General features: G+C 47.1%; 27 protein-coding genes. 15 read left to right on the forward strand and 12 right to left on the reverse strand.

Annotated elements, in window-relative coordinates:
• Positions 1-328 precede the first annotated feature (328 nt).
• On the forward strand, positions 329-877 hold the full coding sequence (locus tag NDJ01_RS16850; RefSeq protein ID WP_257888110.1) for a gamma carbonic anhydrase family protein: 549 nt from the start codon (positions 329-331) through the stop codon (positions 875-877).
• Between the two features lie 7 nt (positions 878-884).
• On the opposite strand, the gene NDJ01_RS16855 is transcribed toward NDJ01_RS16850, so the two are convergent.
• The 4 genes from NDJ01_RS16855 to NDJ01_RS16870 form a co-directional block, all read right to left on the reverse strand.
• Positions 885-1,148: a DUF1488 domain-containing protein gene (locus NDJ01_RS16855; protein ID WP_012841273.1), complete on the reverse strand. Its 264-nt coding sequence runs from the start codon at positions 1,146-1,148 to the stop codon at positions 885-887.
• A gap of 3 nt (positions 1,149-1,151) precedes the next feature.
• A complete protein-coding gene (gene aroE, locus NDJ01_RS16860; protein WP_258587033.1) occupies positions 1,152-1,985 on the reverse strand; it encodes a shikimate dehydrogenase in 834 nt (277 codons plus the stop codon).
• A 101-nt stretch (positions 1,986-2,086) separates the two neighbouring features.
• Positions 2,087-3,004, reverse strand: a complete 918-nt coding sequence (hemF, locus tag NDJ01_RS16865) for an oxygen-dependent coproporphyrinogen oxidase (protein WP_258587034.1) — start codon at positions 3,002-3,004, stop codon at positions 2,087-2,089.
• Positions 3,005-3,051: 47 nt separating this feature from the next.
• Positions 3,052-3,609, reverse strand: coding sequence for an L-threonylcarbamoyladenylate synthase (locus tag NDJ01_RS16870; protein WP_046874602.1), 558 nt, complete (start codon positions 3,607-3,609; stop codon positions 3,052-3,054).
• A gap of 199 nt (positions 3,610-3,808) precedes the next feature.
• Between NDJ01_RS16870 and purE the strand changes: the two genes are divergently transcribed.
• Both purE and NDJ01_RS16880 read left to right on the forward strand, forming a co-directional pair.
• Complete coding sequence (purE, locus tag NDJ01_RS16875) at positions 3,809-4,294, forward strand: 5-(carboxyamino)imidazole ribonucleotide mutase (protein WP_258587035.1); 486 nt, start codon at positions 3,809-3,811, stop codon at positions 4,292-4,294.
• 4 nt (positions 4,295-4,298) lie between these two features.
• Positions 4,299-5,432, forward strand: a complete 1,134-nt coding sequence (locus tag NDJ01_RS16880) for a 5-(carboxyamino)imidazole ribonucleotide synthase (protein ID WP_258587036.1) — start codon at positions 4,299-4,301, stop codon at positions 5,430-5,432.
• 65 nt (positions 5,433-5,497) lie between these two features.
• Here NDJ01_RS16880 and NDJ01_RS16885 read toward each other — a convergent pair whose 3' ends face one another.
• From NDJ01_RS16885 to NDJ01_RS16900, 4 genes are all read right to left on the reverse strand, one after another.
• Positions 5,498-6,067 (reverse strand): type I DNA topoisomerase, encoded by a 570-nt coding sequence (locus NDJ01_RS16885; RefSeq protein WP_065646625.1) that lies wholly within the window; start codon positions 6,065-6,067, stop codon positions 5,498-5,500.
• Positions 6,068-6,143: 76 nt separating this feature from the next.
• Entirely contained in the window at positions 6,144-6,623 is a 480-nt protein-coding gene (locus tag NDJ01_RS16890; RefSeq protein ID WP_005379074.1) for a DUF494 family protein, read from the reverse strand.
• Positions 6,624-6,625: 2 nt separating this feature from the next.
• Complete coding sequence (dprA, locus tag NDJ01_RS16895; protein ID WP_006742929.1) at positions 6,626-7,735, reverse strand: DNA-processing protein DprA; 1,110 nt, start codon at positions 7,733-7,735, stop codon at positions 6,626-6,628.
• Positions 7,719-8,813: a LysM peptidoglycan-binding domain-containing protein gene (locus tag NDJ01_RS16900; protein ID WP_258587037.1), complete on the reverse strand. Its 1,095-nt coding sequence runs from the start codon at positions 8,811-8,813 to the stop codon at positions 7,719-7,721. Before NDJ01_RS16900 ends, dprA begins: the two co-directional genes overlap by 17 nt.
• Positions 8,814-8,951: 138 nt before the next feature.
• Between NDJ01_RS16900 and def the strand changes: the two genes are divergently transcribed.
• From def to NDJ01_RS16930, 6 genes are all read left to right on the forward strand, one after another.
• The gene (def, locus tag NDJ01_RS16905) at positions 8,952-9,470 is read left to right on the forward strand and encodes a peptide deformylase (RefSeq protein WP_005379068.1); all 519 of its coding nucleotides are present in this window, start codon (positions 8,952-8,954) and stop codon (positions 9,468-9,470) included.
• A gap of 33 nt (positions 9,471-9,503) precedes the next feature.
• Positions 9,504-10,451 (forward strand): methionyl-tRNA formyltransferase, encoded by a 948-nt coding sequence (fmt, locus tag NDJ01_RS16910; RefSeq protein ID WP_258587038.1) that lies wholly within the window; start codon positions 9,504-9,506, stop codon positions 10,449-10,451.
• A gap of 80 nt (positions 10,452-10,531) precedes the next feature.
• Positions 10,532-11,815 carry a 16S rRNA (cytosine(967)-C(5))-methyltransferase RsmB gene (rsmB, locus tag NDJ01_RS16915; RefSeq protein WP_005394040.1) on the forward strand — a complete coding sequence of 428 codons (1,284 nt, stop codon included), beginning with the start codon at positions 10,532-10,534 and terminating at the stop codon, positions 11,813-11,815.
• Between the two features lie 64 nt (positions 11,816-11,879).
• A complete protein-coding gene (trkA, locus tag NDJ01_RS16920; RefSeq protein WP_005394041.1) occupies positions 11,880-13,256 on the forward strand; it encodes a Trk system potassium transporter TrkA in 1,377 nt (458 codons plus the stop codon).
• A gap of 9 nt (positions 13,257-13,265) precedes the next feature.
• Positions 13,266-14,711 (forward strand): TrkH family potassium uptake protein, encoded by a 1,446-nt coding sequence (locus tag NDJ01_RS16925; RefSeq protein WP_258587039.1) that lies wholly within the window; start codon positions 13,266-13,268, stop codon positions 14,709-14,711.
• A 25-nt stretch (positions 14,712-14,736) separates the two neighbouring features.
• Positions 14,737-15,321 (forward strand): DUF3157 family protein, encoded by a 585-nt coding sequence (locus tag NDJ01_RS16930; RefSeq protein WP_170903501.1) that lies wholly within the window; start codon positions 14,737-14,739, stop codon positions 15,319-15,321.
• 38 nt (positions 15,322-15,359) lie between these two features.
• Here NDJ01_RS16930 and NDJ01_RS16935 read toward each other — a convergent pair whose 3' ends face one another.
• Together NDJ01_RS16935 and NDJ01_RS16940 are read right to left on the reverse strand one after the other, a co-directional pair.
• Positions 15,360-16,013 (reverse strand): hemolysin III family protein, encoded by a 654-nt coding sequence (locus tag NDJ01_RS16935; protein ID WP_005394044.1) that lies wholly within the window; start codon positions 16,011-16,013, stop codon positions 15,360-15,362.
• A gap of 70 nt (positions 16,014-16,083) precedes the next feature.
• Positions 16,084-16,890: a sporulation protein gene (locus NDJ01_RS16940; RefSeq protein WP_005394045.1), complete on the reverse strand. Its 807-nt coding sequence runs from the start codon at positions 16,888-16,890 to the stop codon at positions 16,084-16,086.
• 296 nt (positions 16,891-17,186) lie between these two features.
• On the opposite strand from NDJ01_RS16940, the gene NDJ01_RS16945 reads away from it, so the two are divergent.
• The 5 genes from NDJ01_RS16945 to NDJ01_RS16965 all read left to right on the forward strand — a co-directional run bounded on the left by NDJ01_RS16945 (position 17,187) and on the right by NDJ01_RS16965 (position 21,200).
• Positions 17,187-17,354 (forward strand): hypothetical protein, encoded by a 168-nt coding sequence (locus NDJ01_RS16945; protein WP_005379043.1) that lies wholly within the window; start codon positions 17,187-17,189, stop codon positions 17,352-17,354.
• A 166-nt stretch (positions 17,355-17,520) separates the two neighbouring features.
• Positions 17,521-17,787 (forward strand): YihD family protein, encoded by a 267-nt coding sequence (locus NDJ01_RS16950; protein ID WP_047010287.1) that lies wholly within the window; start codon positions 17,521-17,523, stop codon positions 17,785-17,787.
• Between the two features lie 313 nt (positions 17,788-18,100).
• Positions 18,101-19,522: a cytochrome c oxidase accessory protein CcoG gene (gene ccoG, locus NDJ01_RS16955; RefSeq protein ID WP_258587040.1), complete on the forward strand. Its 1,422-nt coding sequence runs from the start codon at positions 18,101-18,103 to the stop codon at positions 19,520-19,522.
• A 54-nt stretch (positions 19,523-19,576) separates the two neighbouring features.
• On the forward strand, positions 19,577-20,563 hold the full coding sequence (locus tag NDJ01_RS16960; protein WP_258587050.1) for a serine/threonine protein kinase: 987 nt from the start codon (positions 19,577-19,579) through the stop codon (positions 20,561-20,563).
• A 34-nt stretch (positions 20,564-20,597) separates the two neighbouring features.
• A complete protein-coding gene (locus NDJ01_RS16965) occupies positions 20,598-21,200 on the forward strand; it encodes a thiol:disulfide interchange protein DsbA/DsbL (protein WP_005379036.1) in 603 nt (200 codons plus the stop codon).
• 46 nt (positions 21,201-21,246) lie between these two features.
• Here the strand turns inward: NDJ01_RS16965 and NDJ01_RS16970 are convergent, their stop codons facing one another.
• Positions 21,247-22,125: an acyltransferase gene (locus NDJ01_RS16970; RefSeq protein ID WP_139060353.1), complete on the reverse strand. Its 879-nt coding sequence runs from the start codon at positions 22,123-22,125 to the stop codon at positions 21,247-21,249.
• Positions 22,126-22,274: 149 nt separating this feature from the next.
• Between NDJ01_RS16970 and NDJ01_RS16975 the strand changes: the two genes are divergently transcribed.
• Positions 22,275-23,231, forward strand: coding sequence for a DUF2860 domain-containing protein (locus NDJ01_RS16975; protein WP_258587041.1), 957 nt, complete (start codon positions 22,275-22,277; stop codon positions 23,229-23,231).
• A 57-nt stretch (positions 23,232-23,288) separates the two neighbouring features.
• Here NDJ01_RS16975 and NDJ01_RS16980 read toward each other — a convergent pair whose 3' ends face one another.
• Entirely contained in the window at positions 23,289-24,812 is a 1,524-nt protein-coding gene (locus tag NDJ01_RS16980; protein ID WP_006742918.1) for a YifB family Mg chelatase-like AAA ATPase, read from the reverse strand.
• Between the last annotated feature and the right edge of the window lie 65 nt (positions 24,813-24,877).

A 24,877-nucleotide genomic window follows, 5' to 3' on the forward strand; every position in this document is an offset into this window, starting at 1 on the left:
TATATTGTTAAAGAGCTTTTCCTGTTGAGCTTTGCTCAAAACAGGACGGCCATTTTAGCGAGTTAAAGTTTAGTGTCAATCACTTTTTTCAAACTTTTTTCAAGCGTTTCCGCTTGGCTAATTTGGCTTGCTAACCTCAACTTCGTTTCTTTCGAAGCGTTGCCGTGTCAGCGAGGTGGCATTATAGAGATTGCGATCACATTGGCAAGCCCTTTTTCACGTTTTTTTTGATTTTTTTATCGTTTGGGTGTTTTTTATTCTAAAAGGCGAGTTTTCACTACTATTCTACCTCCATGTCCTCTGTACTCGCCCCTAATAAGGAGAAAAGATGAGCTTAATTAGAAGCTACAAAGGTATAAAGCCTCAACTTGGTGAGCGTGTTTACGTTGACTCAACCTCAGTGTTAGTCGGAGATATCCGTGTTGGGGACGATTCTAGCATTTGGCCATTAGTAGCGGCACGAGGCGATGTGAACCACATTCACATTGGTGATCGAACTAATATTCAAGATGGCAGTGTTTTGCATGTCACCCATAAGAACGCCGAAAACCCAAACGGCTACCCACTTATCATTGGCAATGACGTTACGATTGGCCACAAAGTGATGCTGCACGGTTGTGAGATCCACGATCGTGTTTTGGTTGGTATGGGGGCGATTGTTTTAGATGCTGTCGTTATTGAATCAGAGGTGATGATTGGAGCGGGCAGTTTAGTGCCGCCAGGAAAGAGATTAGAAAGCGGCTATCTTTATGTCGGTAGTCCAGTTAAACAAGCTCGTCCTCTATCAGAGACAGAACGAGCTTTTTTGCAAAAGTCTGCCAATAACTATGTTCAAAACAAAAACGACTACTTACATGAAGTAGAAGACTTGAACTAAAGGTCTATTAGCCGATGATAATATGGCCTTCTTCGTTGAAGGCTTCATCTTCTATTAACTCTTCTGCTATTTCTTCCAGATCAAATCGGTAGTCAATAAAAGCAGAGAGCACGGCCTGCTCCGTATCTAACTCTGAGCCAGATAACTTTTCTAACTTTTGTTTCGTCACAAAGCATTCTATTAGTGCGCCTGATTGTTGCGCCGCAAAGTTTACTGATTGTGATACTTCATCCCATGATTGCATGTCTGGGAATAAAATGGATTGATTCATCGCTTATTGACCTTCAAGGTTCTTTCTTAATTCACGCAAAATCTGTTTGGCGCCTGGACGAAGACCGCGCCATAGCATAAAACTCTCAGCAGCTTGGCCAACTAACATACCTAAACCATCATAAGCATGTGCCGCACCGTGTTGCTTAGCCCATTGGTTAAATGTGGTATCACCTTTGCCATACATCATATCGTAGCTTGTACTATTGGTGGCGAATACCGAGGAAGAGATTGCAGGTAACTCACCACTCAATGATGCAGATGTGGAGTTAATTACGACGTCGTACTCTTCAGCAATGGTATTCATCTCTTTTGCTGTAACAGGGCCATACGCAGAAAACAATTCTGCCAATTGTTCGGCTTTGGAAAATGAACGATTAGTTATCGTTAGAGATGTTGGCTTTTGATCGAGCAATGGTTTAATCACTCCTCGAGCGGCACCACCAGCTCCTATGATCAGGATGCGTGCACCTTCTAAAACGACTTGATGTTGCAACAAGTCCTGCACTAAGCCTGCACCATCAGTGTTATCACCAATGATTTCACCATCATCAAGCTTCTTAAGTGTATTCACTGCTCCAGCAAGCTGAGCACGCTCGGTCAAACGGCTGGCAAATTGATAGGCATCTTCTTTAAAAGGCAAGGTCACGTTACAGCCTTTGCCGCCGTCAGCAAAAAATGCTTTCGCCGCTTCGATAAATCCACCCACAGGCGCACATTCTGCGGTGTATGTTAGGGACTGATTAGTTTGACGAGCAAAGAGTGTATGGATAAATGGCGACTTGCTGTGCCCGATAGGGTTACCAAACACGGCGTAACGATCGATTTGCGGGGTCATGTCCTTACCTTTATTCCTTACTTAGATATAGAGAAAACAGGGCCATCTGATTACGGATGACCCTATCACTATCTATCTATATAGAAAAGGAGATTCCGTGCTTACCACTCTCGTGGCGTTAGGTATCGCTCGTAAAGTTCAGCTTCTGGCGATCCCGCTTCTGGCTCGTAGCAGTACTCCCATCGCGCTAACGGCGGCATCGACATCAGAATCGACTCGGTACGCCCACCACTTTGTAAACCGAATAAAGTGCCACGGTCGTACACTAAGTTGAACTCAACATAACGACCACGACGGTAAAGTTGGAATTCACGTTCGCGCTCGCCATATTCGATGTCTTTACGACGAGACACGATCGGCAAATAAGCTTGGCAATAGCCTTCACCCACCGCTTTGATGTAATCGAAACACTTATCAAACTCCCAGTGATTCAAATCATCAAAGAACAAACCACCGACACCACGAGTTTCGTTTCGATGTGGCAAGAAGAAGTACTTATCACACCAAGCTTTGTGTTCTGCATATACTTCTTCACCAAATGGGGCACAGATTGCCTTAGCTGTATCGTGCCATGACTGACAATCTTCTTCGAAAGGATAGAAAGGAGTCAGGTCGAAACCACCACCAAACCACCAAATTGGTTCTTCGCCCTCTTTCTCGGCGATAAAGAAGCGGACATTGGCGTGTGAAGTCGGTACATAAGGGTTTTTGGGATGGATAACCAAAGAGACCCCCATCGCTTCAAAGCGGCGACCAGCTAGCTCCGGACGATGTGCCGTCGCAGATGCTGGCATTTCTTTCCCTTCTACATGCGAAAAGTTCACCCCACCTTGCTCGAAAACAAGGCCATCACGCATAACACGTGAGCGCCCACCGCCACCAAGACGTTCGCCCGGTTCACGATGCCATGCATCCTCGACAAAGACGGCCTCTCCATCTTCTTGTTCTAACTGCTGACAAATGGAGTCCTGAAGTGACATCAGGAACTGCTTTACGGCGTGCTTATCGATTGCTGACATACGTTATTACCTATTACGTGATACCGGTTGATGACTGGCAAGCAGGGTTAGCCCTGTCTTAATATTTGTGAAGTCTTGGCGTCACGAATCTCGCTGGGTTTATCACGACCGCTGGTTTCACCACGAAGAATGGCCACCAGCTTGTCACCCAATTGCTCTTCGACTTCTTCCGTGGTCATACACGGTGGCAAGCCGGAAAGATTCGCGCTGGTAGAGGTTAACGGCTTTCCGAATGCATTACACATCTTTTGAACCAAAGGATGATCAGTCACACGAACTGCAATTGAATCAAACTGCCCTGAAACCCAGTTGGAGACTTTATCGCTCGCAGGCATGATCCAAGTGTATGGACCTGGCCAAGTTGCATGAACGGTCGCTAATTGTTCTCGAGTCAGTTGAGATTCATCAATATACGGCAAGAGCTGCTCATAACTTGCAGCGATCAGAATCAGCCCTTTTTCCACCGGGCGCTGCTTGAGCTCCAGCAGTTTTTGAATTGCTTCTGGGTTATCTGGATCGCATCCGACACCAAAAACCCCTTCTGTTGGGTAGGCAATCACTTCGCCTTGTTGTAGTGCGTTGAGCACTTGTTCAAAGTTATCCACCGATTACTTCCTGATTGTCTGACTGTATTATTTTCACTAAGTGTACAAATATTCATTCTCAGACACTAAAGCAATTTTTTTATAAAATGTATCAATAGCGTCAACAACAAGACGCAAACGTTTGCTTGAGATAAAAATCCTCGTATAATGCGCACAAATTTATCAGCTCACCTAATTTTGCAGCTTGAAGGAGTTTGAGATGAAAGTCGGTATCATCATGGGTTCTAAATCCGATTGGCCAACCATGAAACTAGCAGCGGACATGCTAGACCAATTTGGCGTACCTTACGAAACAAAAGTCGTGTCAGCACACCGAACTCCTCAATTACTGGCGGACTACGCCAGTGGCGCAAAAGAACGCGGCATCAAAGTTATCATCGCAGGCGCAGGTGGTGCAGCCCACCTACCAGGTATGGTTGCTGCGTTTACTAGTTTGCCAGTGCTTGGTGTTCCCGTTCAGTCTCGTGCACTGAAAGGTATGGATTCACTGCTCTCTATTGTACAGATGCCAAAGGGAATTGCGGTTGGTACATTAGCGATTGGCGAAGCGGGCGCAGCAAACGCCGGTATCCTAGCAGCGCAAATCCTAGGCACTCATGATGAAAACATCATGGCGAAGGTAGAAGCGTTCCGCAATGAACAGACGGAAACCGTACTGGCTAACCCAAATCCAGCTGAGGATTAATCAAATGCATGTACTGGTTCTCGGATCAGGTCAGTTGGCTCGCATGATGTCTCTGGCTGGTGCACCACTGAATATTCAAATTTCAGCTTACGATGTCAGCAGCGGTGATGTCGTTCACCCTTTAACTCAACAGGTACTTGGCCATGGCTTGGAAAATACGATTACGCAAGTTGATGTGATTACTGCCGAGTTCGAGCATATTCCACATGACGTGCTCAAGGTTTGCGAAGCGAGCGGCAAGTTCCTACCAAGTACGCAAGCCATCAAAGCAGGTGGTGATCGCCGTATTGAAAAAGCACTGCTTGATGATGCTGGCGTGCGCAACGCGAAATACTACGTCATTGAAACTCGTGAAGACTTTGAGCGCGCAATTGAACACGTTGGTATGCCAATGGTTCTGAAAAGTGCATTAGGTGGTTACGATGGTAAAGGCCAATGGCGCTTAAAAGAAGCTTCTCAAGTCGACGACATTTGGACTGAGATGGCAGAGTGCATCGCGGCAACACCAACTCAAGCGATTGTTGCTGAAGAGTTTGTTCCTTTTAACCGCGAAGTATCACTGGTTGGTGCTCGAAGCAAAGATGGCAGTGTGGAAGTGTATCCTCTGGCAGAGAATGTTCACACCAACGGTGTATTGAGTCTTTCTACTGCGATTGATGCGCCAGGGTTACAGGAACAAGCAAAGCAAATGTTCACGGCAGTCGCAGATAGCCTAGATTACGTTGGCGTATTAGCGCTTGAGTTCTTTGATGTCGATGGGGCACTTTTAGTGAATGAGATTGCTCCACGCGTGCACAACTCTGGTCACTGGACACAGCAAGGTGCAGAAACGTGTCAGTTTGAAAACCATCTGCGCGCAGTATGCGGCTTACCATTAGGTAGTACGAAATTGGTTCGTGAAACCTCAATGATCAATATTCTTGGTGAAGACACACTACCAGAAGCATTGTTATCAATGGATGGTTGCCACCTTCATTGGTATGGCAAAGAGAAACGTGCAGGTCGCAAGATGGGACACATCAACGTGTGTGGCGACTACCCAGGAGAATTGCACCGCAGGTTGTGCGCTCTGGCAGACATCTTAGACCCAATAGCTTTCCCAGCCGTGCAAGCGTTCGCTAAACAGCCTCAGCACTAACGTTTGGCAGCAAAAAAACAAAAAAGGGTCGCACGATGCGACCCTTTTTAATTCCTTTGATGTCTTTACCCTTGTTGGGTGTGCTGGCACTTACGATTGGCACATTGCAATTTCACACCACTGGCGAGTTTCTTCTCCACCAACAAAGTAAAACCACATTCTTCGCATCTCCCTTTAACCGGAGGGAGATTCACTGCAAATTTGCATTTAGGGTAGTTATCACATGCGTAGAAAGCTTTACCAAAGCGCGTCTTACGCTCAACTAAATGACCTTTACCACATTCAGGACACGCGTGTTGCTCTTGCGGCTGCTTTTCTGGCTCAGGTTGATTAATCGACTCAATATGATGACAAGCCGGATAGTTACTGCAACCAACAAACATCCCATAACGCCCTTGGCGTAATACCAACTCGTTACCACACTCTGGACAAGGAACGCCAAGCTCTTTGACGATGTGTCCATCATTGTTGTACAGGGCTTTGATGTAATCACAGCTTGGATAGTGGCTACAGCCAAGAAAGGGACCGTGTTTGCCATGTTTGAGGGTCAACTCGCTGCCACATTTAGGACACGGCTCGTGTTCCAATGCGTGTTCATGGGCAGAGAAAAGGGTGTTGTCGATTTTACTACTCATACTTACCGTTTCGTGAAAAACACACAAAAAGACAAGCTCGCGTTTATTCTAGCTAAACTCGAACTTGCCCAGATGGTTAGTGAAGAATCCCTTGTTCCTTGGTATACAACAGCTCTTCCATTAGCGTGTAAGCGTTTTCGTTGCCAGGCACATTAAACAGCACCATCAGAATGATCCATTTGAGATCTTCAAGCTCAAACTCACTCGTTTCTAATCCCATCACTCGGTCAATCACCATTTCGCGAGTTTCTGTGGTTAACACATTGATTTGCTCGAGAAACAATAGAAACCCTCGGCATTCCAAATCTAAACGCTGCATCTCTTTCGCTGTGTAGATACGAGTTGATGACGAAGCCATGCAAGTCGAGATTGCAGAAGAGGTGTCACTTTGCTGCAATGCGGCAAGCTCTTCTAACCAGACAAGGGCTTTGTAGATATCTTTTTGTTGGAAGCCTGCACGGAGCAATTCTTCTTCCAACTCGTCTTGTTCGACCTGTAACTCTGCATCGCTATGGATGTAGGTTTCGAATAGATACATCAATATATCCATCATCATAGCTAGCCCCTCCCCTTTCGAATATAGCCACCTGAAACCGCAACGACATGCCCAGAGAGTTCTAACTCTAAGAGCTGCATCATGACTTCCTGGACAGGTATATTGGTCCTGTTTGCAAGAATATCAACCGGTGTAGCTTCACTTCCTACGTTAGCTAACAGCTGAGGAAATGGCAATTCTTCTTCATCATTTAACGTAGAAAATAAATCGGTACTCTGATTAATAGACCAATCAAGCAAAGACTGTATTTCATCTAAGACATCTTTCGTCTTTTCTACGAGGCAAGCACCATGACGTATCAACTGGTTGCCACCGCTGGCATTAGGGGCATTTATCGAAGCTGGCAGCGCAAACACTTCTCGACCTTGCTCAAGCGCGTAACGAGCAGTAATTAACGAGCCACTCCTTTCCGCCGCTTCCACAACTAACACACCTAGCGATAATCCGCTAATAATGCGGTTTCGACGCGGGAAGTTTTCCGGGCGCGGCTTGGCGTTGGGGCGAAACTCAGACACCAAAGCCCCATGTTCAATAACACGTTGCGCTAAACCACGATGACGTGCCGGATAAATATTTTCTAAGCCAGATCCCAGCACCGCAATCGTCTTACCTTTTGCTTGCAACGCACCATCATGCGCATGACCGTCAATGCCTAAAGCGAGACCACTGGTGACAATAAAATCGTGCTGAACAAATTCTGCGGCAAAGTGGCGTGCATGCTGTAAGCCATCAATACTCGCATTTCGGCTGCCAACCATTGCTATTTGTGGCTGCGAAAGACAAGTAGAATTTCCTTGAACAAAAAGCAGAGGTGGCGGCGCAACGATTTGTTTGAGTTGAGGTGGATAAAGAGGGTCAGTCAGTGTCAGGATATGATGATTTGTAGAAGCCTCAAGCCAACTTAAACAAGCATCAACTTCTTTATCTGTTGAAGCCCAAGCTTGAATTTGCTTAGTTGTTAACCCAAGTTGTTGTAGCTGTTCGGGAGAGAAGTTTACGATGTTACGCGGCGTGTCTCTTGCCAGTAGCTTATTCATTTTGACCCCGCCAATGCCTGGTAAACAACTCAGTTTTAACCAGGCAGCGAGATCATCGTTATTTCGTCGATTCATCGATGGTTAATTCGTTCGCCAACGGTGACACCACCGAAACATCTTGGTTAATGGGTTTAGTACTGTTAGTGATCAGTGCCAAGCTAAAGTACTGATACGGACGAATCACAAGCAATTCGCCAACTTTACTCTGTGGCAGAGTAATTTTCTTATCAAGCACGCCAAACTCTTTCTTGAACTCATCGCCGTCTTTGTAAACTGGGTGCGCGTCTTCTTTTAAATCAAACACACTGCCTTGTTTCAGATTGTCTGACGTGCCTTTATCAATCACCACGACTTGGTTAGTTGAACTAAAGCGAATACCTTCGATATTGCCCAGCAACTTTGCAGAGCTGTCTCGTGGCGACGGCAGCGGGTAGAACGTTGTTGTGAAGTCAGTGTTCTCAACCGATTGATTTGGCAACGCGATATCGTTACGCAGGATTTCTTGCAATTGAGAAGTGATCTTCAAACCAGAATAATCGCTCGAAGCTTCAACGAGCTCACCTTTGGCAATCAAACGCAGCGCGGTAATCTCTTCGGACACATCGTCACGCGAAAAGGTAGCTACTGGTCGGTAAATAGCCCAACCTGTCGCGGTCTGATTACCATTGATATACAGCACATCTTCTGCAGTCAGATACTTACTGCCTTTGCTGCTACCCATCACTTTTGCTGCACTGTTCAACGCATCTTGATCCAGCAACCGATCCGATTTGAGGTAAGGCATCACCAAACCTTCCGCGACCGTTGGTACCGCTTTCTTTTCCGTGATACGTGCTTTCGGGCTCAGCTTCTTAACCGGTTTTAGGCTCAACACGGGCTGACCGTTAATCCACACCAAAGACAGCTTGTCACCGGGATAAATTAAATGAGGGTTGTCGATTTCCGGGTTTACTTGCCATAAACGAGGCCACAACCACGGGCTATCCAAGTACATGGCCGAAATATCCCATAGCGTATCGCCCTTCACGACTACATATGTTTGTGGCGCATCATCTTTAACAGTCAGTGGTTTCGCATCCACATTTGCTACAGCGTTGAAAGAGAAAAGTAACGGCAACGTAACACTGGCAACGTTGCGGAAAATTCGATTCATGACCCTTGTCCTTGGTCTATTAAGCAGGAACCAGAATGGAAATTGGTGCAAGGATGCTGTCATTTAGGCTATAAAATGTCTAGAATTGAGCCAACAAGGTTTGTGCTGTTTCGGCACAGTTCAATATTTCGAGTGAATATGTCTGTATTACAAGTATTAACATTCCCGGATGATCGCCTGCGCACAGTCGCAAAGCCTGTTGAAGCGGTGACGCCTGAGATTCAAAAAATCGTCGATGACATGATTGAAACCATGTACGACGAAGAAGGTATTGGCCTTGCTGCAACGCAGGTTGATATCCACAAACGTATCGTAGTGATTGATATTTCAGAAACTCGCGATGAGCCGATGGTGCTAATCAACCCTGAGATTCTGGAAAAGCGTGGCGAAGATGGCATCGAAGAAGGCTGTCTGTCGGTACCAGGTGCACGCGCACTTGTGCCTCGCGCTGCAGAAGTTACCGTTAAAGCACTGGATCGTGATGGCAAAGAGTTCACCTTTGAAGCCGACGACCTGCTAGCGATTTGTGTTCAACACGAGCTTGATCACCTACAAGGTAAGCTATTCGTGGATTACCTATCGCCACTGAAACGCAAACGCATTCAGGACAAGCTAGCGAAAATCAAACGCTTTAACGAGAAGCAGCAAAACGCTTAATCTCGAACCATACCAATTAGAAGGAAGCCTACCTTGAGTCAGTCTTTACGTATTGTCTTTGCAGGTACTCCGGATTTCGCCGCCCGTCACTTGGCGGCGTTGTTGTCTTCGGAGCATGAAGTCATCGCGGTTTACACAAACCCAGATCGTCCAGCGGGTCGTGGCAAGAAATTGGCTGCGCCACCGGTAAAACAACTGGCGCTGGAACACAACATCCCGGTTTACCAACCTGAAAGCTTTAAGTCCGACGAAGCGAAACAAGAACTTGCCGACCTGAACGCCGATCTCATGGTTGTCGTGGCATACGGTATGCTACTGCCACAAGCGGTTCTTGATACCCCTAAACTGGGTTGTATCAACGTACATGGTTCTATCCTACCTCGTTGGCGTGGTGCGGCTCCAATCCAACGCTCTATTTGGGCGGGCGATGCAGAAACTGGCGTGACCATCATGCAGATGGACATCGGTCTCGACACTGGTGATATGCTGAAGATTGCCACGCTGCCAATCGAAGCGACAGATACCAGCGCTTCAATGTACGAAAAATTGGCGGAGCTTGGTCCAGAAGCCCTGATTGACTGCCTAGCAGACATTGCTGCGAGTAAAGCAGTGCCAGTGAAGCAAGACGATGAGCTCGCGAACTATGCGAAAAAGCTCAGCAAAGAAGAAGCACGCATCAACTGGAACGACGATGCGGCGCACATTGAGCGCTGCGTTCGCGCATTTAACCCATGGCCAATGAGCCACTTTGAGGCGGCAGAAAACAGCATCAAAGTATGGCAAAGCCGTGTGGCAGAGCAAACCAGTGACAAGCCAGCCGGCACCATCGTGCAAGCAGATAAAACCGGTATCTATGTTGCGACAGGCAACGGCGTACTGGTGCTAGAGCAACTGCAAGTTCCTGGCAAAAAAGCCATGTCAGTTCAGGATATTCTGAACTCACGTGCAGCTTGGTTTGAAGTCGGCACTCTGCTGGTTTAAGCCATACTAGGGGTAATCATCCCCAATAATACGAACTTTTAGAGGGCAGAGATGCCCTCCTTTACTTTAAGGTACTCATCATGAATGTTCGCGCTGCGGCTGCTAACGTCCTGTATCTTGTCGTCGACAAGGGCCACTCACTTTCAAGCGCTCTTCCAGCGGCTCAACAAACGGTACGACCTCGTGACCACGCTCTGCTACAAGAGATCTGTTACGGTGCGCTACGTTACCTACCTCGCCTAGAAATGATCGCAAACCAGTTGATGGATAAGCCGCTCAAAGGCAAACAACGTGTATTCCATCACCTAATTCTGGTTGGCATTTACCAACTGAGCTTCATGCGTATTCCTGCGCACGCAGCAGTCGGTGAAACGGTTGAAGGCACTAAAGAGCTGAAAGGTCCTCGTCTGCGTGGTTTGATTAACGCTGTATTGCGTAACTACCAACGCAACCAAGAAGAACTCGACCAAATGGCTGTCAGCAACAACGCTGGCAAGTACGGTCACCCAAGCTGGTTACTAAAACTGCTGCAAGAGGCCTACCCACAGCAATGGGAAAGCATTGTTGAAGCGAATAACCAAAAAGCACCAATGTGGCTGCGTGTGAACCATCAACACCACACTCGTGATGAATACCTTGCGCTGCTCAAAAATGAAAACATTGATAGCACGCCACACACAGAAGCAATGGACGCCATAAAATTGGCCGCACCATGTGACGTGATGAAGCTACCTGGCTTTGATAAAGGTTGGGTTTCGGTACAAGATGCGGCGGCGCAGCTCTCGATCAACTATCTAAAACCACAAGACGGCGAGCTGATTTTAGATTGCTGTGCTGCGCCAGGTGGCAAGACGGCGCACATTCTAGAGCGCACGTCGGGCAGTGAAGTGGTCGCGATTGACTGCGACGACACACGCTTGAAACGTGTGCATGAAAACCTGAAGCGTCTCAACCTTCAGGCAAAAGTGGTTTGCGGTGATGCGCGTAATCCACAAGAATGGTGGCAAGGCGAGCAATTTGATCGCATTTTGCTGGATGCCCCATGTTCTGCGACTGGCGTGATTCGTCGTCACCCAGACATCAAATGGCTACGTCGTGCAGACGACATCGCCGCATTAGCAGAGCTACAAAGTGAAATTTTTGATGCCATGTGGACGCAACTGAAACCCGGCGGCACCATGGTTTACGCGACTTGTTCAATCACACCGCAAGAAAACGTGGAGCAAGTAAAAGCGTTTTTAGCACGTACCGCGGATGCGCAACTGCTGGATTCTGATCCCGACCAGCCTGGTCGTCAAATTCTACCAGGCGAAGAAGACATGGATGGTTTCTACTACGCAGTGCTAACTAAAACACACGCGTAACAGCATGCTAAATAGGGCGATTGGAGTGATTTCAATCGCCTTTTTCAGATAACGAGAAAAGAGTATGAAGATCATTATTCTTGGTGCAGGTCAGGTTGGCGGCACACTGGCAGAAAACCTAGTGGGTGAAAACAACGACATCACCATCGTCGATAACAATGCCGATCGACTGCGTGAATTGCAGGACAAATACGACCTGCGTGTGGTCAATGGCCATGCGAGCCACCCCGACGTGCTGCACGAAGCTGGTGCGCAAGACGCCGATATGCTCGTCGCAGTAACCAACACTGATGAAACCAACATGGCCGCCTGTCAGGTCGCGTTCACTCTATTCAACACCCCAAACCGCGTTGCGCGTATTCGATCTCCAGAATATCTGGCCGAAAAAGAAGCCCTGTTTAAATCTGGCGCCATTCCTGTCGATCACCTTATCGCACCAGAAGAACTCGTTACGAGCTACATCGAACGTCTGATCCAATACCCAGGCGCGCTGCAAGTGGTGAGCTTTGCTGAACAGAAAGTCAGCCTAGTGGCGGTAAAAGCCTACTACGGTGGACCGTTGGTGGGTAACGCGCTGTCTGCTTTGCGTGAGCACATGCCACACATCGATACCCGTGTGGCAGCGATTTTCCGTCAAGGCCGTCCGATTCGCCCGCAAGGCACTACCATCATTGAAGCCGACGATGAAGTGTTCTTCGTTGCAGCAAGTAATCATATTCGCTCAGTGATGAGTGAACTTCAGCGCCTAGAAAAACCGTACCGCCGCATCATGATTGTTGGCGGGGGTAACATTGGTGCCAGTCTCGCAAAGCGCTTAGAACAAAACTACAGCGTGAAGCTGATTGAACGTAACTACCAACGTGCAGAAAAACTGTCAGAAGAGCTAGAAAACACCATCGTGTTCTGCGGCGACGCGGCAGACCAAGAGCTTCTCTCGGAAGAGAACATCGACCAAGTCGACGTCTTCATCGCGCTGACCAACGAAGATGAAACCAACATCATGTCTGCGATGTTGGCAAAACGCATGGGTGCGAAAAAAGTAATGGTGCTGATCCAACGTGGCGCTTATGTAGATCTGGTACAAGGCGGCGTAATTGATGTGGCGATATCACCTCAGCAAGCGACCATTTCCGCCTTGCTGACACACGTTCGTCGTGCCGACATCGTGAACGTATCCTCACTTCGCCGCGGCGCTGCAGAAGCCATTGAAGCCGTCGCTCACGGTGATGAAAGTACATCCAAAGTGGTTGGGCGCGCGATTGGAGATATTAAACTTCCACCTGGGACCACCATTGGTGCTATCGTTCGTGGCGAAGAAGTCCTTATTGCCCACGACCGTACGGTCATCGAGCAGGATGACCATGTGGTGATGTTCCTGGTCAACAAAAAATACGTATCAGACGTCGAAGCGCTATTCCAGCCGAGTCCATTCTTCCTCTAGGATTTTCCTATGGTCAACTTACGTCCCGTACTATTTGTTATCGGGCTGGTTTTATCCAAACTGGCCCTTTTTATGTACGTGCCGACTTTGGTCGCTTTCTTCACTGGTACGGGGGGATTTCTCGATTTCGCCCAAGCCGTTGTGATCACGCACCTTGCCGCCTTCATTTGTTTGACGATCGGTCGAACCGCTAAGTTCAAACTCAGCGTACGCGATATGTTCCTCATCACCAGTTTGGTTTGGACCATCGCGAGTGCGTTTGCCGCCTTGCCGTTTGTGTTCATCAACCACATCAGCTTCACTGACGCCTACTTTGAAACCATGTCAGGCATTACTACCACTGGTTCCACAGTGCTCAGCGGTTTAGACAACATGGCGCCAAGTATTTTGTTGTGGCGTTCTATCTTGCAGTGGCTTGGGGGGATTGGTTTTATCGTAATGGCGGTGGCGGTGCTACCTATGCTCAATGTCGGTGGTATGAAACTATTCCAAACCGAATCATCCGACTGGTCGGATAAAAGTAGCCCGAGAGCAAAAACGGTCGCCAAAAACATCGTAGCAGTTTATTTGATGCTTACTGGCTTATGCATTGTGGGCTACTTGGTCACAGGCATGAACCTGTTTGAAGCGATCAATCACGCCTTTACCACGCTATCAACGGGCGGATACTCTACATCCGACGGGTCGATGAACCACTTCTCTAATGGCGCACACTGGGTGGCCACTACCTTTATGTTCTTAGGTGGCTTGCCATTTTTGCTCTTCATCGCCGCGTTACGTAAACGCCGTATTGATGTGTTGGTTAACGACGCTCAAGTTCGAGGATTCGCGTACCTGTTCGTGTTCTCAAGCTTAGTGATTTCAGCCTGGTTAGTGATTCGAGATGGATACACCATTTTGGATGCGCTACGAGTGTCGATGTTTAATATCGTCTCTGTCGTCACCACAACCGGCTTTGGCTTAGAGGACTTCACCGCGTGGGGCGCATTACCCACAACTCTTTTTGCCTTCTTAATGATGGCGGGGGCATGCTCAGGATCAACGTCTGGCGGGATCAAAATCTTCCGTTTCCAAATCGCAATGACACTGCTGAACAAACAGATGATGAAATTGATTCACCCTTCAGGTGTGTTTGTACAGCGCTACAACCAACGCCCAGTGAATGATGACATTGTTCGCTCGGTGGTCGCGTTTGGCTTGATGTTCTTTATCACCATCATCTTTATCGCGGGTTGCTTGAGTGCACTGGGTTTAGACCCTATCACTAGCATCTCTGGTGCCATCACTGCGGTAGCCAACGTCGGCCCAGGTATGGGAAGCGTGATTGGACCGACGGGTAACTTCGCGTCTCTGCCAGATACCGCCAAGTGGCTCCTGAGCTTTGGCATGTTAATGGGCCGCTTGGAAATTCTGACTATTCTTGTACTGTTCTTCCCTGCGTTTTGGCGCCGTTAAGCAGACACAAATAAAAGGTATAACAATGAAAACATGGATCACTCTGGCGACCCTACTTGCCGCCTCATCCACATACGCCGCTGAAGTCATCACTTTAGCCGATGGTCGAGAAGTGAAGTTAAACGATGACTTTACTTGGGAATACGTCATGAAAAAAACTGCGCAGCAAGCAACAGAGACGCAAGCGACAACAAGTGCGGTTGAAACGATCGCATCTCCCGCAATTGCGACAATTCCAGTGGTGACGAAAACTGTTGGCACTACCGTGGTGGTAAACGCCAAAAAGCCAACCATGCAGCTGTCTGACTCTGGTGTCGACGTACTGATTGGCTCCGCGAGCTATCAAGATGGTGAGCTCGTACTGCCAACGTCCATTACCAATCAAAGCTCACAATCGGTGATTCAAGTTGAAGTGGAAGTTCAGGTATTTGATATGTCTGGCCAGCAACTGGCGAAAGAAAAAGTCACAGTTTGGCAATCCATCAAGCGAATGGCGGATACTTACCTGCGACCAAAGCAAGCAGAACAGGGTAAAAGCATCAAACTGGCAGTGCCGCAGTCTCAGCAATACCAGTTTTCAGCCAAAGTGTTAGAAGTGAAAACTCGTTAATGTGATAACACATGTTTTGTCGAGTTCATATCTATCCGTTAGATAGGCTCGACAAAATAATAAATTGCGAAGAAGTGACACACACAACCCGCTAAAACGAAGCCGTGCCAAATCGCATGATTGAATGGAATACGCTTCGCAACGTAGAAAATCACCCCCAGTGAATACACAATCCCACCAGCTGCGAGTAATGTCAGTCCGCCAATATCCAAGTTGATCGCCAACTGATAAATCACAATCAACGACAGCCAGCCCATGACCAAATACGTCATCAAGGAAAGCTTTTTAAATCGGTAAACAAACGCGACTTTCATGATGATGCCGAGTAGAGCGATGGTCCAGATAACAATCATCAAACCAAACGCGAGCGGCGTACGTAAACTCACCAACAAAAAAGGCGTATAACTGCCAGCAATGAGTAGATAAATGGCGCAGTGATCGAAAGTTTTTAGCCAACGTTTGGCGTTGGGGTGCGGAATTGCATGATACAGCGTCGAAGCCAAAAATAGCACGATAATACTCGCACCGTAGACAGCCATACTGGCCAGCGTCAGCGTATCAGCTTGCTGGTCTATGGCTTTGATTAGCAGCAGTATCAGGCCAACAATACCAAAAATCATCCCAATGCCATGAGTGATGGTATTGGCCAGTTCTTCGCGTTGACTGTATTGAGGTTTCTGCAGTTCAGACATCAATGCGCCTATACTAGAGTTTGAAATTTGCTCTAGTATGGCACATTAGGCTTACACGTGTAAGCTTAAATTAAGACTCATGAACGGCCGTGGTTTGGTCGAGGTAATTAAGTACAAGTTCGCCCACTTGATCAAGCTTAGTTGTTGCTGGAATGGTCAACTCTCGTTTGAGTTTTCCGCTACCCAGTAAGCTTGCGAGCATGCCACCCTCGCCCTTGCGTGTTCGGTCAACTTCAAACCATAATTTGAGTTCTTGCTCGCTACGATGAGCGACAAATTCTAACTCACGCCACACGCCATGGTATGGCCCGTCAGTCGGCACCATCTCAAATTCTTGCACAAATGGCAGGTCGAACCCTTTCACTTCCTCACACTCCACTTGGCGAATACGCAAACCTTGCGCTTCAAATGCGGATAACACCGCATCCATTAGTGGATCAGGTCGAACGGTGAGGATGTCTTTATCGGTCGGGTCTAAAGCAGCAGCAACGTCCAAGCCGGTTTCGAGCCACACTTTGGCGTCACCAATGGTGACAGGCGTATTCCAAGGCACATCGAGCTGAACATCGAAGGTACGCTCTTCGCCGGAATGGATGGTAAACGCATAAGGGAGGCTCCACTTAGCAAGCACATGAGTCTGAGGTACTCGGCGCATGCTGTGTCCTTCTCGCGCACCACGGTCATCAGGAGCTTCCGCGATATAGCGGCAACACAGTTTTAAATCGATGTTGTCGATCGCTTGTTCAGTGGCACCACCATAAACATGGATAGACACATCCACACTTTGACCAGGATATAGCACGTCTTGATTTAGGATTGAGTCGACCTTAGCGCTCCCAATCCCAAAACTGGCAAGTGTCTTCTTCAAAAATGACATAGGCACCTCCTTCGTCGAGATATCATACTACTACTGCTGATCGAGGGATCAAACAAAAATTGCCTCGATCATCGCGACAAAATGACAAAATCTAAACAATTCAATTGCTCAACTATCGACCAATTATTACAAGGATGCTAATCTTATACATGATATGCATGCATATCGGTATTCCTGATTCATTAACTGGATTGGCGAGAGCCAGAAGAGTGATTCTTCAATCTTGTTGGAGCCTAGCTCATAATGATTCAGGCCATTACATCGGCAATGGATATGCCTGACAGTTAGGTAAATTAATGCGCCCAACAACAGTCAGGTTCGCACACACTAATACTAGTGCAATGCGCCGCCGCAGTGGCTTTACTACTGCACCAAAGGCAAAGCAAGTTGCGCCAGCAATGACATTGGTTGAGAAGACAGCAATGATGTCGAGTGTTCCGGCCAAAGTTATCAAAGCAGCTTAATCAAAAGCGCGGCGCCAGCTGCGCTTTTTTCTTTGCACGCGACTCAAACCACCTCAACGACTTAGAACAAAACACAGTGAAATAGATAGTTTTTCCTATTTGGTCTTCGCAAAGCAATTTGGTACCTTTACAGCTAATTACACCTATAAATTCTGTGGAGAAAGAAATGAAGTGTCATCGCATTGAAGAGCTGCTTGAGCTACTAGAGCCTGAATGGCATAAAGACCAAGAAATGAACCTACTGCAGTTCATCGTGAAGCTAGCGAAAGAAGCAGGCTACGAAGGCAAGCTAGAAGATCTGACCGACGACGTGCTGATCTACCACCTTAAAATGCGTAACAGCAGCAAAGACGAAATGATCCCAGGTCTTAAGAAAGATCAAGAAGATGATTTTAAAACTGCGATTCTGCGCGCTCGTGGCGTCATCAAATAACCGGCTCAACAACCCAGTATTCTTTAAGCGACTCCCTCAAATGAGTCGCTTTTTTATAACTAAAATTTTTAGTCCCACAGTTGGTTATAACTGTTCAGCCAATTATCAGGTTAACTGTACTGACTTTTGTTGTTAAACGTTGACTGCGTTAAAGAAAAGGAATTGTTATTGATTGTATAATCGCCGTTCATCAGTATTTACTAAAATAATTATGTCCGGTCATGATTTATGATAAGGACGAAGTAGCAATGTCATCGAGCGACATCAATAGAAATGACGCCGTACATTATAAAAGCCTAAGAAGGATGAGTGCATGAGTCAGGATAAGATCGATATCAAAGATGTGACTCCTAAAACCTACAACCCCAAGACTCATAAAGGGAATGGGGATCGGTTCAACCCAAGTAATCGCATCTATGTACGCGAAAGCAAAGGGACTTACCAGAAACTGCGTCGTTACGGTGGTTGGTTCTTACTGCTTCTCTTCGCTTTGATACCGTGGATCCCTTACGGTGAACGTCAAGCGATCTTGCTCGATATTGGCAACCAGCAGTTCAACTTTTTCGGTACCACGTTGTATCCGCAAGATCTTACCCTACTCGCCTTGCTATTTGTGATCGCGGCGTTTGGGTTGTTCTTTATTACCACCTTCTTAGGTCGAGTTTGGTGTGGCTATCTCTGCCCACAAACCGTCTGGACCTTCATGTATATCTGGTTTGAAGAGAAACTGGAAGGCAGCGCCAATAAGCGTCGTAAGCAGGACTCCAATAAGCTGACGGCAAGTTTAGCGATGCGCAAAACCATCAAACATATCGCTTGGTTTGCCATTGCGCTCGCCACTGGTTTTACTTTTGTTGGCTACTTCGTTCCAATGAAGCAATTGGTTATCGACTTTTTCACTTTTAACGCCAACTTCTGGCCCGTCTTTTGGATAATGTTCTTTGCCATTTGTACTTATGGTAATGCTGGTTGGATGCGTTCCATCATGTGTATTCACATGTGTCCTTACGCGCGCTTCCAGTCTGCCATGTTTGATAAAGACACCTTCATCGTTGGCTATGATGCAAAACGTGGTGAAAAGCGTGGTCCACGTCCACGCAAAGCCGATCCAAAGCAGCTTGGTTTGGGGGATTGTATTGATTGTGATTTGTGTGTGCAGGTGTGCCCAACAGGTATCGATATTCGTGACGGCTTACAATATGAATGTATTAACTGTGGCGCCTGTATTGATGCGTGTGACAACACCATGGACCGCATGGGTTACGAAAAAGGCCTAATCAGCTACACCACCGAGCATCGCTTATCGGGTAAGAGTACCAAAGTCATGCGTCCGAAGCTGCTGGGCTATGGAGCTGTGCTACTGGTCATGATTGGTCTGTTCTTTGCCCAAATCGCAGCGGTAGACCCAGCAGGCATGAGTGTTATTCGCGACCGTAACCAACTGTTCCGGGTAAATAGCTCAGGCGAAGTAGAAAACACCTACACCCTCAAAGTGATCAACAAAACCCAGCAAGTGCAAGAATACTCGTTGGATGTTGAAGGGCTATCCGATGTAAGCTGGTACGGTAAGCAGACAATTCAGGTACAGCCAGGTGAAGTATTGAACTTACCAATGAGTCTTGGCGCCGATCCTGACAAGCTAAACTCTGCGATTACGACAATTCAGTTTATACTCACCGATAAGAGCAACGAATTCACCATTGAAGTGGAAAGCCGCTTTATAAAAAAACTATAGCGTCTACTTCAGTGACTAATGGAAAAAGGCTCAGCAATGAGCCTTTTTGTTTATATGTCCCAAAGTATGTTTAACTTTGACGCCCTTACCCCAGATTTTATGTGGTACGCGTTAGAAAGCATCGTCGTTCGCGCAGAATCAGGCTTTCTTCCCCTCAATAGCTACGAAAACCGTGTTTATCAATTCACTGACGAAGAGCGTCGTCGTTATGTCGTCAAGTTCTACCGCCCTGAACGTTGGAGCAACGAACAGATCCAAGAGGAGCACGACTTCACTTTAGAACTAATTGGCAACGAAATCCCCGTCGCACCACCTGTGCGCATCAACGGTAAAACCCTGCATCACTATCAAGGCTATGCCTTTGCGCTGTTTGAGAGCGTGGGTGGTCGCCAGTACGAGGTTGACAACTTAGATCAGCTCGAAGGTGTAGGGCGTTTCCTTGGTCGCATCCACAAAGTGGGTAGCCGCCAAGCCTTCCAACATCGCCCAACGATTGGCTTGCAAGAATACCTGTATCAACCAAGAGAGATTCTGCAAAACGCCAACATGATTCCAATGCACTTGGAGAACAGCTTCTTCAATGACTTGGATATGCTGATCAAATCGATTGAAAGCCACTGGCAAGAAGGCTTCAATACCATTCGCCTGCATGGCGATTGCCACCCAGGCAACATTTTGTGGCGAGATGGCCCTATGTTTGTTGATTTGGATGACGCTCGTAACGGCCCTGCTGTGCAGGACTTATGGATGCTGCTGAACGGTGAGCGCCAAGACAAACTGATGCAGCTGGATATTGTTTTAGAAGCTTATCAAGAGTTTTGCGACTTTAACCCCGCAGAATTGAAACTAATTGAGCCACTTCGCGGTCTACGAATGGTGCACTATATGGCATGGCTAGCAAAACGTTGGCATGACCCTGCGTTTCCTCTCGCTTTTCCATGGTTTAATGAGCCAAAATACTGGGAAGGTCAGGTCCTTGCATTTAAAGAGCAGATCGCCGCTTTAGAAGAAGCACCGCTGTCTTTAATGCCTCAATGGTAAGTCAGGCCACAAATTCAAAAATGGAGATATTTCGATGAAAAAACTGTTCGCACTGTTTTCTATGCTGATGCTAAGCCTGTCGGCACATGCAGCGCAATTCAAAGAAGGTGAACATTACAAAGTATTGGATCTTGAGGCATCAAAAAAACCTCTTGTGACGGAGTTTTTCTCTTTCTACTGCCCGCACTGTAATAGCTTTGAACCTGTTATCCAGCAACTGAAAAAGCAGTTGCCAGAAGGTACTAAGCTACTAAAAAACCACGTTTCTTTCATGGGTGGCAACATGGGCCCATCAATGAGCAAAGCCTACGCGACCATGGTTGCACTAAAAGTGGAAGACAAAATGGTGCCAGTGATGTTTAACCGCATTCACAATCTAAAGAAGGCGCCACGTAACGATGAAGAGCTTCGCCAAATCTTCCTTGATGAAGGTGTAGACGCGAAGAAATTCGACTCTGCATTCAAAGGCTTTGCGGTTGATTCCATGGTTCGCCGTATGGACAAGCAATTTGAAAACAGCGGTCTAACCGGCGTTCCTGCGGTTATCGTTAACAACAAATACCTAGTTCAAGCACAAAGCATCAAGACGATGGATGAGTACTTCTCTCTGGTGAACTACTTGCTGACACTAAAATAAGCGCATCGATATCAATCAAAAGGGGAGCTCACCGCTCCCCTTTTGTTTATTTGTAAATCTCTTGTAGCAACCGATCTTTTTCTTGCCACACATCACCCAACCATTGCTGAAATTGTCGCTTATAGGGCTTATCGTTAAAGTAATCACCAAGCACTCGTTCATCGACGGGCAACACATTCACACGCACGACAACCTTGCCCATTCGGCCCATTAATAAATCCTTGAATGGCTTATTTGTATTTTCTGGGTACGCCAGCGTCACATCGATAATGCTCTCGAACTGCTCCCCCATTGCCGCTAACGTGTATGCGATCCCGCCCGATTTTGGTTGCAGCAAATATTGGTAGCTCGTCTTGCTCTTACGCTGTTTTTCTTCGGTAAATCGAGTGCCTTCGACATAATTAACCACTGTGGTTGGTGCATGTTTGAACTTGGCGCACGAACGACGTGTCGTCTCTAAATCTTGACCTCGTTTGTGCGGGTTTCGGATCAGATACTCTCGCGAATAACGACGCATAAATGGCATGTCGAGCGCCCAACACGCCATCCCAATGAAAGGCACATACAACAGTTGTTGTTTGAGGAAAAACTTCGGCATAGGAATGCGATCTTTAAACACACAACAAAGCACCACAATATCGGTCCAACTGAGATGGTTACTGATCAACAGATACCACCCGTCTTTTTTCAGCGCCTCACCGCCCTGAACATCCCAGTCAACACGGTTAGAAACCGCCAGAATGCCCGCATTGACGGTAGCCCATAACCACATCACCTTGTTGGCACAAGCGGTCGCTTTCGCTTTTAGCTCCACGCTTGGAAGCAATACTTTAAACACAGCGATAATACAAATTGCGATTGAACACAGCGCAGAATTGAGAATCACAAAAGAAGCGTTAAAAAAAAATAACAAATATGCCAACATGATAGTCAAACAACAGTGATAATGTGTGAAGAATAAAACAGCGTGTAATTATACTGCGCCTTTGCCACATTGGAATATGCGTGGGAATGGTCAGATTTGTTACCTCAACCAATATTTGCACCACTCATTCGACAATAAGGAGATAACGAATGAAACCAAGGCTAATTCTCTTGCCTTTGGCCTTTGTCGTCAGTTCTGCTCAGGCTCAACTCGCTGAAACCGCAGGTTTTGGCGGTGAAATTTCGCTGAATGCCGGATTTGTATCATCAGAATCCAACTTCAATACGGAAAGTAGTAACACCATCGATTCTCTCGATAAGCGCGCCGATAGTGACAGTTCCGTTATCGCTGCGCCGCTAGGAAGCATTACTTACACTTTTGGTAACCGACTCAATCACCAAGTATACGCGGGTACCACACGCTCCGATGTCGCGGTTGGTACACTCGCTTTTCAGTTGGGCTATCAACACGAGTTGCCGTCCGGCACCGTGCTCGATATTTCCTATCTACCGACCGTGCTCAAAAGCGAAACTTGGCGTAACCCATATCAAGTCGGAATCGCCCGTCAAGAAACGGATGTGGACGGCAATGCCTATCGCTTTCAAATCAAAGGATTGATTGATAAAAACTTCAACCTTGATCTCGCTTATGCTGATAAAGACATTGAGCAAGAAGAAGTAACGGACCGTTCACTCGCTCGCGATGCGAGCCTTTACTACGTTAAAGGTGACTATCGGATTTCACTTAATCAAACATCCATGTTGCAACCCGCTTTCACCTACATCAATCAAGATGCCGACGGTAAGGCGGAATCATTTGATTCGTACGGGTTTGACATCAGCTGGTTTAAATTTATCAACCGCCATCGATTGGCCCTCACCGCAGGTTATGCATGGAAAGACTATCAAGCCGCTAGCCAAACTTTTGCTAAAACACGAAATGACGACACCGTCAGCCTATTTGCAGCCTATGAATATCAAAACGTATTTGACTGGCAAAACTGGTCGTTCATCTCTTTAGCCGGCTACAGCCAAACGGACTCCAATATCACGTTCTATGATGAGAAAGAGTACCTGTTGTCTCTTGGTCTCAACTACACCTTCTAACGTCCTTCATCGCAACAAGGCACTTACAACACTTGTTGCGGTGATATTTGCACGTATCTATACCGCTTGCGCCGTGAGTTGTTTCAGTAAGCGATCCATCGCTCGATACCCAAGCGCCTCGGCCAAGTGCGCTCGTTCAATCTGCTCCGCCCCATCAAGATCGGCGATTGTTCGCGCCACTTTGATAATGCGATGATACGCGCGAATCGAAAGCCCCAAACGATGCAAAGCGGTTTCAAGAAACTCCGCATCACTTTTGTGTAAGGGGCAAAACGCCTCGATTTCTCGACTACCTAACAGTGCATTTACCTTACCGCTGCGGTTCAACATATTGGTACGCGCATGATTCACACGTTCTTTAACGATAGCGGTCGGCTCACCGCGATCACCACCTTCTGCTAATGTTCCTTTGGGCAAAGCTGGGATTTCTAAAGACATATCAAAGCGATCTAACAGTGGTCCAGATAATCGACCAAGGTAACGCAAAATAGCTTGTGGATTGGTGCGAGCTTGATTGCCTTCGTAATATCCTGTCGGACTTGGGTTCAGTGCACCAACTAATTGGAAGCGAGCCGGAAAACGTGTTTTACCTTGCGCCCGAGAGATAATGATCTCACCAGATTCGAGCGGTTCGCGTAACGAGTCCAGCACCTTTCGGTCAAATTCGGGCATTTCGTCGAGAAACAACAAGCCGTTGTGGGCTAAAGAGATCTCCCCTGGTCTGGGTACCGAGCCACCGCCAACTAATGCAGCCATTGAACTTGAATGATGCGGAGAGCGAAACGGACGCGACTTCCAATTGTGCTCATTAATTTCACTCTGCGTCAGCGACGCCACCGAAGCGGTTTCCATTGCTTCTTCGTCACTCATCTCCGGTAGTAAGTCACACAAACGCGAAGCCAACATGGTTTTCCCGGTACCTGGCGGGCCAAGGAAAAGTAAGTTGTGGTTTCCAGCGGCAGCAATCTCCAGTGCGCGCTTACCTTGTTGTTGGCCAATAATATCTTGTAAGTCTCGACCATGTTTTTCGACTATTTTGCGCTTAGGCGTTTGAAAAAGATTCAGTCGATGTTGGCCACAAAGCTCAGCACATACTTCCAGTAGAGATTGAGCCGATTTATGTTGTTCTTTCCCCACTAGAGCCGCTTGATCGCCATTCACATGTGGGACCACTAAATGACGCTGAATCTTACTGGCTTCCAACGCAGCAGGCAGCACACCTTTTACAGGTCTTAGACCACCAGATAACGCTAACTCTCCAACAAATTCGTAGTTTTTAAGCTTATCTGTCGCGATTTGCTCCGAAGCGGCCAAAATCCCTAATGCGATAGGAAGATCAAAACGCCCTCCCTCTTTGGGCAAATCTGCTGGAGCTAAATTAACGGTGATCCGCTTAGCTGGAAACTGAAAATTAGAATTAATGATCGCGCTACGAACGCGATCTTTGGACTCTTTTACCGTCGTCTCTGGCAGCCCTACCAAGGTAAACCCGGGCATACCATTGCTAATATGAACTTCTACACTAACCGATGGCGCTTGCACCCCGACGCTTGCTCGACTATGAATGATTGCCAGCCCCATACGTTCCTCAATTTATTGAACACTCTGTAAACAAATGTTTTATCTAGTTGGTTATGTTATATACC

Source organism: Vibrio sp. HS-50-1 (genome assembly GCF_024747315.1).
Classification (GTDB): domain Bacteria; phylum Pseudomonadota; class Gammaproteobacteria; order Enterobacterales; family Vibrionaceae; genus Vibrio; species Vibrio diabolicus.

What these genes read in the sequence shown, in the direction of transcription:
- NDJ01_RS16850 (WP_257888110.1), top strand. Translation starts at nt 329, where the DNA reads ATGAGCTTAATTAGAAGCTACAAAGGTATAAAGCCTCAACTTGGTGAG.
- NDJ01_RS16855 (WP_012841273.1), bottom strand. Translation starts at nt 1,148, where the DNA reads ATGAATCAATCCATTTTATTCCCAGACATGCAATCATGGGATGAAGTA.
- aroE (WP_258587033.1), bottom strand. Translation starts at nt 1,985, where the DNA reads ATGACCCCGCAAATCGATCGTTACGCCGTGTTTGGTAACCCTATCGGG.
- hemF (WP_258587034.1), bottom strand. Translation starts at nt 3,004, where the DNA reads ATGTCAGCAATCGATAAGCACGCCGTAAAGCAGTTCCTGATGTCACTT.
- purE (WP_258587035.1), top strand. Translation starts at nt 3,809, where the DNA reads ATGAAAGTCGGTATCATCATGGGTTCTAAATCCGATTGGCCAACCATG.
- NDJ01_RS16880 (WP_258587036.1), top strand. Translation starts at nt 4,299, where the DNA reads ATGCATGTACTGGTTCTCGGATCAGGTCAGTTGGCTCGCATGATGTCT.
- NDJ01_RS16885 (WP_065646625.1), bottom strand. Translation starts at nt 6,067, where the DNA reads ATGAGTAGTAAAATCGACAACACCCTTTTCTCTGCCCATGAACACGCA.
- NDJ01_RS16890 (WP_005379074.1), bottom strand. Translation starts at nt 6,623, where the DNA reads ATGATGATGGATATATTGATGTATCTATTCGAAACCTACATCCATAGC.
- dprA (WP_006742929.1), bottom strand. Translation starts at nt 7,735, where the DNA reads ATGAATCGACGAAATAACGATGATCTCGCTGCCTGGTTAAAACTGAGT.
- NDJ01_RS16900 (WP_258587037.1), bottom strand. Translation starts at nt 8,813, where the DNA reads ATGAATCGAATTTTCCGCAACGTTGCCAGTGTTACGTTGCCGTTACTT.
- def (WP_005379068.1), top strand. Translation starts at nt 8,952, where the DNA reads ATGTCTGTATTACAAGTATTAACATTCCCGGATGATCGCCTGCGCACA.
- rsmB (WP_005394040.1), top strand. Translation starts at nt 10,532, where the DNA reads ATGAATGTTCGCGCTGCGGCTGCTAACGTCCTGTATCTTGTCGTCGAC.
- trkA (WP_005394041.1), top strand. Translation starts at nt 11,880, where the DNA reads ATGAAGATCATTATTCTTGGTGCAGGTCAGGTTGGCGGCACACTGGCA.
- NDJ01_RS16925 (WP_258587039.1), top strand. Translation starts at nt 13,266, where the DNA reads ATGGTCAACTTACGTCCCGTACTATTTGTTATCGGGCTGGTTTTATCC.
- NDJ01_RS16930 (WP_170903501.1), top strand. Translation starts at nt 14,737, where the DNA reads ATGAAAACATGGATCACTCTGGCGACCCTACTTGCCGCCTCATCCACA.
- NDJ01_RS16935 (WP_005394044.1), bottom strand. Translation starts at nt 16,013, where the DNA reads ATGTCTGAACTGCAGAAACCTCAATACAGTCAACGCGAAGAACTGGCC.
- NDJ01_RS16940 (WP_005394045.1), bottom strand. Translation starts at nt 16,890, where the DNA reads ATGTCATTTTTGAAGAAGACACTTGCCAGTTTTGGGATTGGGAGCGCT.
- NDJ01_RS16945 (WP_005379043.1), top strand. Translation starts at nt 17,187, where the DNA reads ATGCGCCCAACAACAGTCAGGTTCGCACACACTAATACTAGTGCAATG.
- NDJ01_RS16950 (WP_047010287.1), top strand. Translation starts at nt 17,521, where the DNA reads ATGAAGTGTCATCGCATTGAAGAGCTGCTTGAGCTACTAGAGCCTGAA.
- ccoG (WP_258587040.1), top strand. Translation starts at nt 18,101, where the DNA reads ATGAGTCAGGATAAGATCGATATCAAAGATGTGACTCCTAAAACCTAC.
- NDJ01_RS16960 (WP_258587050.1), top strand. Translation starts at nt 19,577, where the DNA reads ATGTCCCAAAGTATGTTTAACTTTGACGCCCTTACCCCAGATTTTATG.
- NDJ01_RS16965 (WP_005379036.1), top strand. Translation starts at nt 20,598, where the DNA reads ATGAAAAAACTGTTCGCACTGTTTTCTATGCTGATGCTAAGCCTGTCG.
- NDJ01_RS16970 (WP_139060353.1), bottom strand. Translation starts at nt 22,125, where the DNA reads ATGTTGGCATATTTGTTATTTTTTTTTAACGCTTCTTTTGTGATTCTC.
- NDJ01_RS16975 (WP_258587041.1), top strand. Translation starts at nt 22,275, where the DNA reads ATGAAACCAAGGCTAATTCTCTTGCCTTTGGCCTTTGTCGTCAGTTCT.
- NDJ01_RS16980 (WP_006742918.1), bottom strand. Translation starts at nt 24,812, where the DNA reads ATGGGGCTGGCAATCATTCATAGTCGAGCAAGCGTCGGGGTGCAAGCG.